Source organism: Cognatiyoonia sp. IB215182, assembly GCF_033963905.1.
GTDB lineage: Bacteria > Pseudomonadota > Alphaproteobacteria > Rhodobacterales > Rhodobacteraceae > Yoonia.
The window spans coordinates 1-13,472 of sequence record NZ_JAXBMB010000013.1 but is presented as its reverse complement, the minus strand read 5'-3'; the positions used below and the strand labels follow the sequence as shown (position 1 = coordinate 13,472).

General features: G+C 59.6%; 13 protein-coding genes. 3 read left to right on the top strand and 10 right to left on the bottom strand.

Annotated features, from left to right (window positions below; genetic code table 11):
• Positions 1-3 precede the first annotated feature (3 nt).
• From SLH47_RS21515 to SLH47_RS21505, 3 genes are read right to left on the bottom strand one after another with little or no spacing between them, the layout of a single operon-like run.
• Positions 4-1,203, bottom strand: a complete 1,200-nt coding sequence (locus SLH47_RS21515) for an MlaD family protein (protein WP_320242525.1) — start codon at positions 1,201-1,203, stop codon at positions 4-6.
• On the bottom strand, positions 1,203-1,979 hold the full coding sequence (locus SLH47_RS21510) for an ABC transporter ATP-binding protein (protein WP_320242674.1): 777 nt from the start codon (positions 1,977-1,979) through the stop codon (positions 1,203-1,205). Before SLH47_RS21510 ends, SLH47_RS21515 begins: the two co-directional genes overlap by 1 nt.
• On the bottom strand, positions 1,979-3,058 hold the full coding sequence (locus SLH47_RS21505; RefSeq protein WP_413785667.1) for an MlaE family lipid ABC transporter permease subunit: 1,080 nt from the start codon (positions 3,056-3,058) through the stop codon (positions 1,979-1,981). The genes SLH47_RS21510 and SLH47_RS21505 overlap by 1 nt, the downstream gene beginning before the upstream one ends.
• A 185-nt stretch (positions 3,059-3,243) precedes the next feature.
• On the opposite strand from SLH47_RS21505, the gene SLH47_RS21500 reads away from it, so the two are divergent.
• Positions 3,244-3,390, top strand: coding sequence for a hypothetical protein (locus SLH47_RS21500; RefSeq protein WP_320242522.1), 147 nt, complete (start codon positions 3,244-3,246; stop codon positions 3,388-3,390).
• A 5-nt stretch (positions 3,391-3,395) separates the two neighbouring features.
• Complete coding sequence (locus tag SLH47_RS21495; RefSeq protein ID WP_320242521.1) at positions 3,396-4,556, top strand: cation:proton antiporter; 1,161 nt, start codon at positions 3,396-3,398, stop codon at positions 4,554-4,556.
• A gap of 2 nt (positions 4,557-4,558) precedes the next feature.
• Here SLH47_RS21495 and SLH47_RS21490 read toward each other — a convergent pair whose 3' ends face one another.
• From SLH47_RS21490 to acsA, 7 genes are all read right to left on the bottom strand, one after another.
• On the bottom strand, positions 4,559-5,698 hold the full coding sequence (locus SLH47_RS21490) for a site-2 protease family protein (protein ID WP_320242520.1): 1,140 nt from the start codon (positions 5,696-5,698) through the stop codon (positions 4,559-4,561).
• A 140-nt stretch (positions 5,699-5,838) separates the two neighbouring features.
• Positions 5,839-6,879: an ABC transporter ATP-binding protein gene (locus SLH47_RS21485; RefSeq protein ID WP_320242519.1), complete on the bottom strand. Its 1,041-nt coding sequence runs from the start codon at positions 6,877-6,879 to the stop codon at positions 5,839-5,841.
• Positions 6,876-7,403, bottom strand: coding sequence for a universal stress protein (locus SLH47_RS21480; RefSeq protein WP_320242517.1), 528 nt, complete (start codon positions 7,401-7,403; stop codon positions 6,876-6,878). Before SLH47_RS21480 ends, SLH47_RS21485 begins: the two co-directional genes overlap by 4 nt.
• Positions 7,404-7,472: 69 nt before the next feature.
• Positions 7,473-7,733, bottom strand: coding sequence for an acyl carrier protein (locus tag SLH47_RS21475; RefSeq protein WP_320242515.1), 261 nt, complete (start codon positions 7,731-7,733; stop codon positions 7,473-7,475).
• The gene (locus SLH47_RS21470) at positions 7,730-8,929 is read right to left on the bottom strand and encodes a dihydrolipoamide acetyltransferase family protein (protein ID WP_320242513.1); all 1,200 of its coding nucleotides are present in this window, start codon (positions 8,927-8,929) and stop codon (positions 7,730-7,732) included. Before SLH47_RS21470 ends, SLH47_RS21475 begins: the two co-directional genes overlap by 4 nt.
• A complete protein-coding gene (gene pdhA, locus SLH47_RS21465) occupies positions 8,926-10,929 on the bottom strand; it encodes a pyruvate dehydrogenase (acetyl-transferring) E1 component subunit alpha (protein WP_320242511.1) in 2,004 nt (667 codons plus the stop codon). Before pdhA ends, SLH47_RS21470 begins: the two co-directional genes overlap by 4 nt.
• Positions 10,926-12,734, bottom strand: a complete 1,809-nt coding sequence (gene acsA / locus SLH47_RS21460; protein ID WP_320242509.1) for an acetate--CoA ligase — start codon at positions 12,732-12,734, stop codon at positions 10,926-10,928. The genes pdhA and acsA overlap by 4 nt, the downstream gene beginning before the upstream one ends.
• 106 nt (positions 12,735-12,840) lie before the next feature.
• Between acsA and SLH47_RS21455 the strand changes: the two genes are divergently transcribed.
• Entirely contained in the window at positions 12,841-13,347 is a 507-nt protein-coding gene (locus SLH47_RS21455; RefSeq protein ID WP_320242507.1) for a hydrolase, read from the top strand.
• The last annotated feature ends 125 nt before the right edge of the window (positions 13,348-13,472 follow it).

Below are 13,472 nucleotides of genomic sequence, written 5' to 3'. Positions count from 1 at the left end.
GGCTTACCTCCGGTACTCAGGAACACGGTCATCCAGCAGAAAACCCGACGGGTCCTGCGCGATGCGGCGAATAAGATCGTTCAGCGCGGCGACCGCCACACGCGCCTCTGCCCCCAATTGACCGAAGTCGCGCATGCCCGGGGCTGCTGCGGCGATGGCGGCACGTGCTTCGGAAACACCATTGCGCAGATCGTCCATTATCCCCGGCACATCGGCGGTCACGGCATCGACGCTTGCGGCCAGATCCGTCAGCGCAGCCCGCGCATCTGCGAGCGCCGGACCGATATCCGTCGCCATCAGATCATCTGCGCTGGCAAATGCGCGATCCGCGCTTGCCAAAGCGGCGTCAGCATTCGCAAGCGTCGTCCGCAGGTTTTCGGCAAGCGGCGCAAAGTCTTCGACCAGAAACGTGTTGATCGTATCAATTGCGGCATTGGCCTGCGCGATAGCCGGAGCCAATTCGTCGAGGACGCTGTTTGCGTTTTCAAAAGTCTCGGTGACTGTCGCAAAACTGGTATCCGCGGCCTCCAACGTTGATTTCGCGGCATCACCGACGCCATCAAAGCCGTCGACAAAGCGCGTGACATCATCGGTGGCAGCGCGGAGTGTCGCCGAGATGTCAGAGAAATCGGTGAGCGCTTGATCCAGCCCCGCGGTCGCATCCTCCACGTTTTCAAGAATGCGGCGCACGTTGTCCTGGTTCTCTGGTCCGGTCAGGGTTTCAAGCTGCCTTATGATGTTGAAAGCGCCGTCGATCAGCTCTGGCGCGCTGTTGACCAGCGACTGGAACGACGATTGGCGCGACGGGATGATGGGCGGGCCATCCGGCTCGGGCGTCAAAAGTGCGGCACCGGGCGCGCCGCCTGCCAAGGCGATATAGGCCACCCCCGTGACACCTTGCGATTCAAGTTGTGCGATCGTGTCGACGGCGATGGGTGTGGTTGCGTCAATTTCTAGCGCCACATAGGCTCTGCTGGGGTCCCTTTCCCAGATACGAATGTCGGTCACACTGCCCACAGCAACGCCGTTGAACAGGACATCCGCGGACTCATCCAGGCCTGACACATTGTCGAAAAGCACGCCGTATTGCGCATATTGGCGGTCAATCTGGACACTCCCCAACCACAAAAAGAAGCCAAGACCACCCAGGATGCCAAGGATCGTGAACAACCCGATAATGATGAAATGGGCGCGGGTTTCCATCAGTTCATTTCCTTTTGCACAAGGGCTGCCCGCGCGCGCGGACCCTTGAAGTAGTCCTGCACCCACGGGTGATCGACATTCTGCATTTCCGCCATCGTCCCTGTCACAAGCACACGCCCCTCGGCCAGGACAGCTACGCGGTCACAGATCGCGTGCAAACTGTCAAGATCGTGGGTCACCAGAAACACCGTCAGCCCCAATGCCTTGCGCAATTGGGCGATCAGCGTGTCAAACGCGGCTGCCCCGATTGGATCCAAGCCTGCCGTTGGTTCGTCCAGAAACACGATTTCAGGGTCAAGCGCGATTGCGCGCGCAAATCCGGCCCGCTTGCGCATACCGCCAGACAGCTCTGACGGCATCTTGGTCAGCGCATCCTCTGGCAGACCCACCATACGTACCTTGATTGCGGCCAGCGACGCGCGCAGTTCATGCGGCAGGTCCAACTGTTCCCGCATTGGCGCCTCGACATTTTGCTGCACGTTGAGCGATGAAAAGAGCGCACCACCCTGAAACATGACCCCCCAGCGGCGGCGCAGACGCCGGTAATCCGCGACGCTTGTGTCGCGCACGCTTTCACCAAAGACGCTGATCTGCCCCGCACGCGGCTTGAGCAGCCCGACAACGGCCCGCAGCAACACGGATTTTCCGGTTCCGGATCCGCCGACGATGCCGATAATCTCGCCGCGTTCAACGTCCAGGTCGAGGCCGTTATGCACAATCTGCTTGCCAAAGCCGGTCACAAGACCGCGCACACTGATGATGGGCTCGGTCACTATCAGACCCCCACCATGGCAAAGAAGACGGAAAAGACCGCATCCGCCGCGATCACCAGAAAGATCGCCTGAACGACAGAGGTCGAGGTCAGGCGCCCCAGAGATTCCACGTCGCCCTTGACTTGCATGCCCTGAAAGCACCCCACCAATCCGATGATCAGCGCAAAGAACGGCGCCTTGATCAATCCAACGCCAAAGTGCCAGACATCGGTATTGCTGACGAGCCGCGCCTGGAACACACCGGGCGAGACCCCGAGTTCGATCCACGACATGATTGCCCCGCCGAACAGCCCGGCAAAATTCGCAATGATCCCAAGAACAGGCAGCATCAGGATCAGCGCGATCACACGCGGGGCGACCAGCACCTCGACCGGATCAAGGCCCAAGGTGCGCATCGCATCGATCTCTTCGCGCATTTTCATTGAGCCGATGGCGGCAGTGAAGGCCGACCCGGATCGACCCGCCACGATAATCGCCGTCAGCAATATGCCCAGCTCACGCAGTATCGAGATAGCAATCAGGTCCACCACGAACACTTCTGCCCCGAACTGGCGCAGCTGCGCGGCCCCCTGAAACGCCAGCACAACACCGATCAGGAAGGCCATCAGTGACACGATGGGCACGGCGTTCAGCCCGACCTGCTGCATGTGGTGTGCAATCGCGGTCCAGCGAATACGCCCGGGCCTGAGTATGAGCCCGGCGATGATCACCACCACCTGTCCCAGAAACCCAACCATGGCGAGCACGTCCTGAACTGCGGCAACGGTGCGGCGGCCAAAATGATCCAGCCAAGTCGCCACGGACCATGATGATTTCTGGGCCATCTCTGGCCCCGGCAGACAGTCGCGCAAAGTGGCGAGCAAATCGGCCTGCATCGGCTTGGCGCCGACAATCTGCGGGGTGATCCCGGCCGCTTGCATCTGTTGTTCCAGCCTGATGACGACCCACGCGCCCGCCGTGTCGAACCGGGCGACCTTGCTCAGGTCAATGACCTGGCCCGTTCCCTGTGGCGCGCCAAGGGCACCAACCGTTCCGATCAACAGATCACCCTGCAGCACGAAGACCCCGTCGGTCAGGGTCATCTGTGGCGCAATCATCTGGCCGTGCTGGGATGCAGTCTGCTCTGTCATATCAATGTCTTACGTGCCCGCGTATGCGCGCTGTTTGATCAAGGTCAATATCACGGCTTTGACAAACATCAATCTGACCGCAGTGCCGGCGGCTAGGGTGGCGGCACACACAGACTGCCAAAGAAGAGAGGTTTGATATGAGACTTGGGCTAATTGCTGCGCTGTTCCTGATCGCTGGCTGCGCTGAGACCGACCGCTATCCTATCAGCGGTGAAGAATGCGGCCCCGATGATCCGGTGCTTACGCTTGATGCGGCGAATTGCACCGTGCCCAATGTTGGCTAGGTGACTTGCAACCCATATCGCTGATCGCTCTTGGGGCGCTGTTTCTAGGCGGTCTGGTGGCGGACCTCGTGTCGCGCAGAACAGGGTTGCCCCGGGTGACCCTGCTTTTGCTGATTGGGCTGGCGGCCGGGGCGTCCGGTTTCGACATCATCCCGATAGAGTTGCAGGGTTGGTATGACGGCCTGTCCGTCATCGCCCTGACCATGGTTGCATTCTTGCTGGGCAGCGCATTGCATCGCGACGATCTGCGCCAACATGGCCGGGCGATCCTTGCCCTGTCACTGGCGATTGTGCTGGGAACGTTGGTACTTGTCAGTGCTGGTCTTGCTGCTTTGGGCGTCCCGGTGGGGCTTGCCCTGATCTTGGCGGCAATTGCCACTGCAACGGCCCCGGCGGCCACGACCGATGCAATCGACCAATCCGGCATTGAGAACGGCTTTACCCAGACCGTGCGTGGCATCGTGGCCATTGACGATGTCTGGGGCTTGCTGGGGTTCAGCCTGATCCTGGTGATCGCGGCACAATTGAACGGGCAGGACAATCCGTCAGATCTGGCGCATGCCTTCTGGGAGGTGGGCGGCGCTATCGCTTTGGGTCTCGTTATCGGTGGACCGGCGGCATTGCTGACGGGGCGGTTGCGCGATGGCGAACCACTGCAGATCGAGGCGCTGAGCCTCGTTTTCTTGTCAGCGGGCATGTCAATGTGGTTGGAAGTTTCATTTCTGATCACCGGCATGGTGGTCGGTGCCGTTATCGTAAACCTTGCTTCGCATCATCGCCGCGCGTTTCACGAAATCGCCCATATCCGCTGGCCCTTTATCGTTCTGTTTTTCATCCTGGCGGGCAGTGCGCTTGAGGTTGGCGCGGCGATGACGCTGGGCTTCATAGGACTAGCGTTTGTAGTTCTGCGCAGCCTCGCACGCATCCTGGGCAGTGTCATTGGTGGCCGCTTGGTTGGCCTGCCTATGACGGAGGGGGTGTGGTACGGGATCGCGCTTTTGCCGCAGGCGGGTGTCGCAATCGGCATGGCATTGATCGCCGCACAACGCTTTCCGCTTTGGGCGAACGAAATCATTGCTCTCACAATTGGCACGACGGTCGTGTTTGAGATCTTGGGTCCGGCCGCGACGCTTCTAGCCGTCCGGCGCATGCAGGACAGGCCCTGACGCTACCATGCGCGCGTCTTTTCAGCGGTCTCCCCACCATGCAGATAACCGATCAGGCTTGCCAGTGTCACAACGCCGACAAGCGCGTGGTCCTTGACGACCAAAAACTTGCGGTTACCCGTCTGTGCGATCCGGGTCATCAGCGCTTGCAAAGGCAGGTCAGGCGGGATCACAGCGGCATCCTCAAGCCCGACAAAGATGTCACCCACCAGTGTGTTGTTCCAATTGTCGCGATCAATGGCTGCGAGCATCCGCTTGTCGATCTGGCCAATCAGCACCCCGTCTGCCACGACAGGTGCGAAACTGATCCGGTGTTTCAGCAAGACCTGATTGACAAATTCCGACAACGTCAGGTCGGGTGAGACGATGATCGGCTCTCGGATCATGACATCTGCCACCACATGCCCGGCAAATCGGCTTTGCATCAGCTGCGACTGATAGGCGGATCGTGCTGCGGCCAGAACGAACACGCCGATCAGGATGTACCAGAAGCCCCCTACAAAGCCTGCCTGAAAGACCAAGAGCAGGCCTAACGCGACAAGCACATAACCAAAAACCTCGCCCGCGCGCGAGGCGACCCTTGTGGCCCGCAACAGGTCACCGTGACGATGCCACAGTGCGGCCCGCAGGATGCGACCACCATCCATCGGAAAGGCTGGCACCATGTTGAAGCCCGCGATGATCAGGTTGATCGTCGCCAGATAGCTCAGCACCATGACAAACGCGGCAGGCGCTGCGACCAGCCGCAGCACGCCGGCACAGAAAAGCAGCGACACACCCAAGACAACGCTCAGCACCGGTCCGGCAATGGCGATCCAGAACTCGGCCTTCGCCGTGGGCGGTTCGCTTTCCAGTTCAGCAACACCACCAAACAGAAAAAGCGTGATCGCCCGGATACGGACGCCAAAATGCCGCGCAACAAATGAATGCGCCAGTTCGTGCAAGAGCAATGAGCCGAAAAAACCCAGCATCGCGACGATGGCCAGCACCAAGTAGGCCGCCCCCGTCAGACCGGGCAAGGTCATGGGGAAATACTCGCTGGCTAGCGTCCAGGTGACCAGCCCTGCAATCAGGAACCAGCTTGGGTCCAATCTGATTTCGAACCCATCCAGATCGAACAAACGTGTCGCATTCGAAATCATCGCGTCCGCCTCTCGCTGCTGTGAGTCTAACAAGCGGTCGATGCCCTGGGATTGAGGAAGATCAAATCGGATTGACGCCGATCACCGACGCGCTGGCAGAGGATTCTTGGCGCGCCATCGGCGTTTGGGATCAGGCCATGTCAGGCCGCATCAGGTTCTACGATCCGCTTGCCCGTCGCATCGAAAAACACGGCTTTTTCCACGGCGAAATCAAGGGTGATTGGGTCACCGCGCGTAAACTCCTGCTGGCCGACCAACCGGACCGTCAGATGCTCCGGCGCACCGACATCAACGATGACATGCGTATCGGTGCCAAGCCGTTCGTGATGCAGAACCTTGCCTGACAACGGTCCATCGTCTGCGATGAACAGGTGTTCGGGCCGCACTCCAACGCATGCCGCCTCGGCACTGGGCAGCAGATCGCGGTCGATAAAATTCATTGCGGGCGACCCGATAAAGCCTGCCACAAAGCGGTTGTTGGGCTTGTTGTAAAGCTCAAGAGGTGCGCCGACCTGCTCGATCCGGCCCTGTCGCATCACCACGATCCGGTCGGCAAGTGTCATCGCCTCGGTCTGGTCATGGGTGACGTAAAGGATTGGTGTATGAAGGGTGCGATGCAGATCGGCGATTTCGATCCGCGTGTTCATGCGCAGACCCGCATCAAGGTTTGAGAGTGGTTCATCAAACAGAAACATCCGCGGTTGCCGGACCAGCGCGCGTCCCAAAGCCACACGCTGGCGCTGTCCACCAGATAATTCAGATGGTTTACGACCAAGATAGTCGGTCAGCGACAGGGCGCGGGCCGTTTCGGTGATCCGGTTGCGGATCTCCTCTCGCGAGAGGCCCGCAAGATCCAACGCGAATTCAAGGTTCTTGTAAACCGTCAGATGCGGATAAAGCGCATAGGATTGGAACACCATCGCCACGCCGCGCTGTGCAGGCGACATTTCGTTCACGATCTCATCAAACAGGACGATTTCGCCCGCATCAGGCATTTCGAGCCCGGCGATGACGCGCAAAAGCGTGGTCTTCCCACAACCTGACGGGCCCACGATGACGATGAACTCTCCCTTGGCGACGGTTAGGTTCACATCACGCAGGACATGATTATCGCCATATGATTTCTGGATGTCGGTCAGGCGCAAAGCGATTTGCGATGCATTGGCTTCCGCGCCGGTCATTTCACGGCCAGCACAGCCTGTTCGGCATGGTGCATCACCTTTTGGGACACGCTGCCCACCACAGCGCCCCGCACCAGTCCCAAGCCGCGCGATCCCATCACAATCATGTCGACCATCTGATCATTCGCGACTGCCAGGATCTCGTCAGCATAATCACCGCTGCGCACCACTGTTTGCACCGCTTCAAGCCCCAATTCCTCGGCATGGTTCTTGGCGTGGGCCACCAATTGATCACCAACCGATGATATGACACGCAGTGTCCCGGCTGCATCAGCGCTTGCTGAAAAAAGATCATAGGCCCGGCCCGAAGCGAAGGTGACACCGGGTGAAATGGCCTTGTGCGCCTCTTGCACCATGTGTTCGGCATGGGCCATGCGCACCAGTTCCGCAGCCGGGCGGCCATGCATCAGGACATGCACGACAACCAGCGACGCGTCGCATTTCGCGCAAAGCTCCACCGCGAGATCAAGCGCGCGTTGCGCGTTATCCGATCCGTCATAAGCCGCCAGTATCTTTTTGATCATCAGATGCTCCTGTCATTGAATGAGTTATGACAAGGCTATCAGTGACCTCGCAGGCACGATTGATCCGGATCAATCGACAGAGCCCCTTGCGGTCTGGCTGCGCAGATAATCGGCCAGATCATCAAAACTGCGCATCTGGTCATAATCCGCTTCGGGCATCGGCAATGACAGTGCCTTACCCAACGCCGTGATCAGGGTCATGAAATCCATTGAATCGATATCGAATTCGTCGCGCAAGTCCGCCTGGGGATCGACCTCATCAAAAGGAATGTCCGGGGCGATTTGCCCAAGATGTTTGACCAAAAGGTGGTGGATGGGATCATCTGTCATAGCTGCTCCGGATGTTGCAGGTTCTTGATGATGGCGCGCAGGAACTTGGCACCATTGTGCCCGTCGCTGACGCGATGATCAGCGGCCAGGGTGATCTGGGCAAGGCGGCGTGGCTGCACAGAGTCTCCTACGACGGCGGGCTGCAGGCTGGGCGAGCCGATACCGACGATGGCGACCTGCGGCGGAAAGATCACACCTGTGATCCCTGAAACGCCACGATCACCCAGACTGCTGAGCGTGACGGTCGGATCGGACAACTCGCGCGCCCGGAAACGGCCCTCGCGGACGCGCTGGACGAGATCGCGCAGGCGGTCCATGAGCTGCGCAATCTCACCATCAGTTGCATCATGCAACGCTGGCGCCACCAACCCGCCGCCACGCAGATTGATCGCCATGCCAACATGCACTGCCTGACCAGGGTTAAAGCGGCCATCCTCGAAATGACCGTTGAAATCGGGGTGTTTCTGCGCCGCCTTCGCCAGCGCCCGAACATAAAGGACGCTCAGTGCCAGCCGGGCGTCGGGGGCTTTATCAGCGTTGTAGGTGGCAATGAAATCCTCGGCGCGGGTCAGATCGACGCTATCGGACAGGTAATAATGCGGGATTTCACGCTTGGATCGGGTCATCGCCGCCGCAATCGCCTGCCGCATCGCCGAAAGCGGTTCGGCGGACGGCGCAACTACATCATCCGGGATATCGGCCAGCGAGATAATCCTGTCCGCCCCCAGCCTCGTCAGATCGAAGCCGCTGCGGGCGGCACGGCGGCGCGCGGCGGGGCTGACCCGCTGACGGGCACCGCTGGCCAGCTCAGGGGGCGGCGCTGCTGGTGGCGCAGGTGTTGGCCCGGGGTCCTCTGGCATTGGCGGCGGCATGTCCGGGTCGGCCGGTTGTGGGGCCTCTTGCGGTGGCGGTGCAGGTGCGGGATCGGCGGGTTGCGGCATGTCAGGCTTTTCCGGCTCACCCGCGCTGCGGATCTCGGCAATGGGCGTTCCGACCGGAACCTTTGTGCCGAGCGGGACGAGCCACTGGTCCAGTACACCTTCCTCAAACACTTCGATTTCGATGGCGCCCTTCTGAGTTTCGACGGCCGCAATGATATCGCCGCGATGCACCGGATCACCCGGGCCGACCAATTGTTCAACCAATGTCCCGTCCTCCATATCTGCACCAAGCGACGGCATCAGAAACTGTGTCATGGCTTTTGCTCCATAACCCGTTTGACTGCGCCCACGATGGTTGAAACCTGCGGAATGGCGGCCTGTTCAAGATGCGCGGCATAAGGGATCGGAACTTCAGCACTGCAGACCCGCGCAAGCGGCGCGTCAAGGTCGTAAAAGCAATCCTCGGCCAGTTGCATCCCGATTTCAGCGGCAAGACTGCCAGTGCGCCATCCTTCATCAACGACCATCGCCCGGTGGGTGCGCGCCACCGATGCCTTGATCGTATCCATGTCAAGCGGGCGCAGACTGCGCAGGTCGATCACCTCTGCCGCGATGTCGTCCTTGGCCAATGCCGCTGCCGCATCCAGCGTCTTGAAGAGAGAGCCGCCATAGGTGATGAGCGTGATATCTGTCCCTTCGCGCCGGATAACCGCGCGATCAATATCAACCGGTCCGGCATTTTCGGCCAGGGTGCCGGATCGATTGTAAAGCATCACATTCTCGAAGATCAGCACCGGGTCGGGGTCCTGCAAAGCGGTCCAGAGCATACCGCGCGCGTCTTCCAGCGTGGCTGGCGCCAATACCCGCAGACCCGGAATATGCGCATACCACCCTTCAAGCGAATGCGAATGCTGCGCGGCCAATTGTTTGCCAGCACCCGTGGCCATCCGGATTACAACCGGCACGCCGAACTGATTGTTCGACATATGCCTGAGCGTGGCGGCTGTATTCATGATCTGATCAAGCGCCAGGAGCGAGAAATTGACCGTCATGACCTCGACAATCGGACGCATGCCCGCGATGGCCGCACCAATTCCGGCCCCCGTAAAGCCTGATTCCGAAAGCGGCGTGTCGCGAATGCGTGCCGGGCCGAATTGATCAAGTAGGCCCTTGCTGACGGCATAGCAGCCACCGTAATGACCCACATCCTCACCCATGAGGAAGACACGCTCATCGCGCTGCATCGCGTCCGTGATCGCGGCTTTGACCGCTTCCCGGTAAGTGGTTTCCACCATCTTGCCGGGGGCAGGGATTTCAGGTGGGGCAGGGCGCTCGGGCGACATGACGTATTGGGAGAGCGTCTCCAGCGGCTCATCAGCGCCTGCTTCGGCAAAGGCTTTGGCTTCCGCGATCTCGGTCGCAATCTCGGATCGCAGCACGGCGACGTCGTTTTCATGCAATAGCCCGCTTTGCATGGCCCAGTTCTGAAACCGGACGATGGGCCCTTTTTCGCGCCATTCGGCCACTTCATCCTTGGGCCGGTAAAGCTGTGCATCAAACATCGAATGCGCGCGAAAACGATAGGTGCGGCATTCAAGAAAATGTGGCTTGCCGGTCTCGGCAATGGATTGCAAGGCGCGGCGCGCGGCGGCTTCCACGGCGACCACATCCATACCATCGACCACCTCGGCGGTGATCGCATAACTGCGGGCTTTGGCCGCGATATCCACTTCAGCTTCGGTCAGATCGAGCCGTGTGCCCATGGCGTAGCCATTGTTTTCGCATACAAAAAGCACCGGCAGACCCCAGAGCGCCGCAAGGTTCAGACTTTCATGAAACTCGCCCTCGGCCACCGCACCTTCGCCAAAGAAACAGGCGGTGGTTGCACCGGTCTCCTGCATCCTGTCCGCCAGTGCGAGGCCAACGGCCAACGGCAGCCCGCCTCCCACAATCGCATTGCCGCCATAGAAATGGGTCTTGGCATCGAAAAGATGCATCGACCCGCCGCGCCCTCCGGCACAACCGTTTGTCTTGCCGTACATCTCTGCCAGCACCGCACCCATCGGCACGCCACGGGCCAGCGCATGACCATGCTCCCGATAGGTGGCCACCAGCCTGTCCTTTTCCTCTAGAAGGGGGATGATCCCGGCGGCGATTGCCTCTTCCCCGTCATAAAGGTGCAGAAAGCCGCGGATCTTCTGCTGCGTGTAGCTTTCGGCGCATGTCTCTTCAAACATGCGAATGCGCATCATCATATGCAGCAGATCGCGGACATGGGCAGTATCAAGGCGGGGTTTGGTGCGGGTGACTGTCATTGTTCATCACTTTCAAGCGTCGAGATATCGCCTTCGGGCAGCCCCAGTTCACGCGCCTTCAGTAGGCGGCGCATGATCTTGCCGCTGCGGGTTTTGGGCAGGTTTTGACGAAAGGCGATTTCCTTGGGCGCGACGGCGGGGCCAAGGCGTTTGCGAGCATGGCCCATCAGGTCAAGGCGCAAATCCTCTGACGCATCGAAACCAGGTTTCAGGGCGACATAGGCTTTGACGATCTGGCCCGCCGTCTCATCTGGCAGGCCGATCACACCGACCTCTGCCACCGCGTCGTGCTCCATCAGCGCGCTTTCGACCTCAAACGGGCCGATCAGATGTCCCGCGCTTTTGATCAGATCATCGGCACGGCCCACGAACCAAAAGTATCCATCTTCGTCGCGCATCGCCAGATCACCGCTCAGATACCACCCACCCTTGAAGCATTTCTGATAGCGCGCTTCTTCATGCAGATAGCCGCGCATCATCGACGGCCAGCCGGGGCGCAAGGCCAGTTCCCCGATGGTCATGGGCGCCATCTGTTCGGTCACGGTGTCACCCGATACGTCAACAATGCCCGCTGTGATACCGGGCAGGGGTTTGCCCATCGCACCGGGTTTCACATCCATGGCGGCATAATTCGCAATCATGATGCCGCCGGTTTCGGTCTGCCACCAATTATCGTGAAACGGCATGCCAAAGGTCTCATTGCCCCAGATCACGGCTTCGGGGTTTAAGGGCTCACCCACGCTGGCCATAAAGCGCAGATCCCGAAAGACGCGGTCGCCAATCGCATCCGCACCCGCCTTCATCAGCATGCGAATGGCGGTGGGGGCGGTATACCAGACATTGACCTTTTCAGCCGCCAGGATGTCGTACCACCGGGCCACGTCAAACTCTGCCTCGTCCACAATCATCGTGGCGCGGTTCGTCAAGGGCGCGACAATGCCGTAAGACGTGCCGGTCACCCATCCGGGATCAGCCGTGCACCAGTAGATATCGCCCGGCCGCAGATCAAGCGCGAGCCGCCCCGTTGTGTCATGTGCAACAACAGCTTGATGCACATGCACGACGCCCTTGGGCTTGCCCGTCGTGCCAGAGGTAAAATGCAGCAGGGCAGGGTCTTCGGGGCCCGTTTGGGCGGTCTCAAATGCATCATCTGCGGCATCCATGAGGGGGCCAAGATGCGTTGTCGCATCAAGTGCGCCATCAATTGTGAACACCTCTTTCAGCGTGTCGATACTGTCGCGAATGCTCGCAACCTTGCGTTTATAAAGTCGGGTGGCTGTCACCAGCGCATTGGCCCCACCGATCTGCATGCGCGCCTGAATCGGTTCGGGACCAAAGGCAGAGAAAAGCGGGCAGAAAACGCAACCGGCCTTTAACGTGCCAAGGGCCGCGATGTAGAGCTCCGGCACGCGGCCCAGCAGACCGTAGACCTTGTCACCAGGCTCTAACCCGCGGGCGCGTAGCACATTGGCAAAGCGGTTGGCCTGCGTCTGCAGGTCCGCATAGCTGTAATCGGTTCGCGCGCCCGACTTGGCGATCCAGCCCAAAGCAATCTGGTCGCCATGCCCTGCGGCCACATGGCGATCAATTGCTTCATGCGCAATGTTCAGATGCCCGTCGGGCAACCCATCCAGCTGGGCTTGCGCCGCGCTCCAGTCAAAGCTTTCCCGCATCGCATCGTAGTCAGGCATGTTGGCCTGGACCTGAGGCTTGATGATTGCTGCCTTGGTCATCCGCTCCTCCACAAAATGCAGCGTCGCGTCCCGTGCACCTCCCTGCAGGATCGCGACGTGCCTTACGTGCATCCTGCCACGCCGCGCCGTGGCCCAATTGAGCAATGTCAATCACCGTAGCAACAGGATCGCCGAAGATCGGCTGCAACATGCAAGCCTTCCGAAAAGGACCCCACCGATGGACCCCAACGCATTCCCGCCAAATGATCTCAGCGACAATCCAACCGGCTGCTGCCCCCGGTTCAATCCGGTGGGCTGGGACAACCAGCACCTGCATTTCGAGGATAAAAAGTTCCTTCGCGCCACAACCCGGGCCGCCATGCATATTCCGTGGAACATGGGACAGGTCTTTACCCGGGTGCAGGGCCATATTGAGGAGGTGGATGCTGTCGATCCAAGCCGAGAAATCGTATTGAGCCGCGATGTCTCTGCCTGGGAGGCCGAACATTTCTTTGCCGTCGATAAGGATGTGCCAGGTGAAGAAATGACCACGCTTTCTGGCGATTTCATCACCCGAGTGTTTGAGGGCCCGTACCGGCGTGCCAAGGACTTCGCCCACGACATGGAAATCGCGGCAAAGGCGTTGGGGAAGACCGCGAAGTCAGTGTATTTCTTCTACACGACCTGCCCGAAATGCGCGAAAACCTATGGTGAAAACTATATGGTGGGCGTCGTTGAGATCTGATTATCGCAAGCGCGGAATAGCATTAGAACATTTAGCATAATAAAGATATTCGGCTATGCAGGTGTAGCTGCAAAGCGATAATGTCACCCATGAGCAAAGCAGAAGTGTCACTCTCCTCGCAAAAC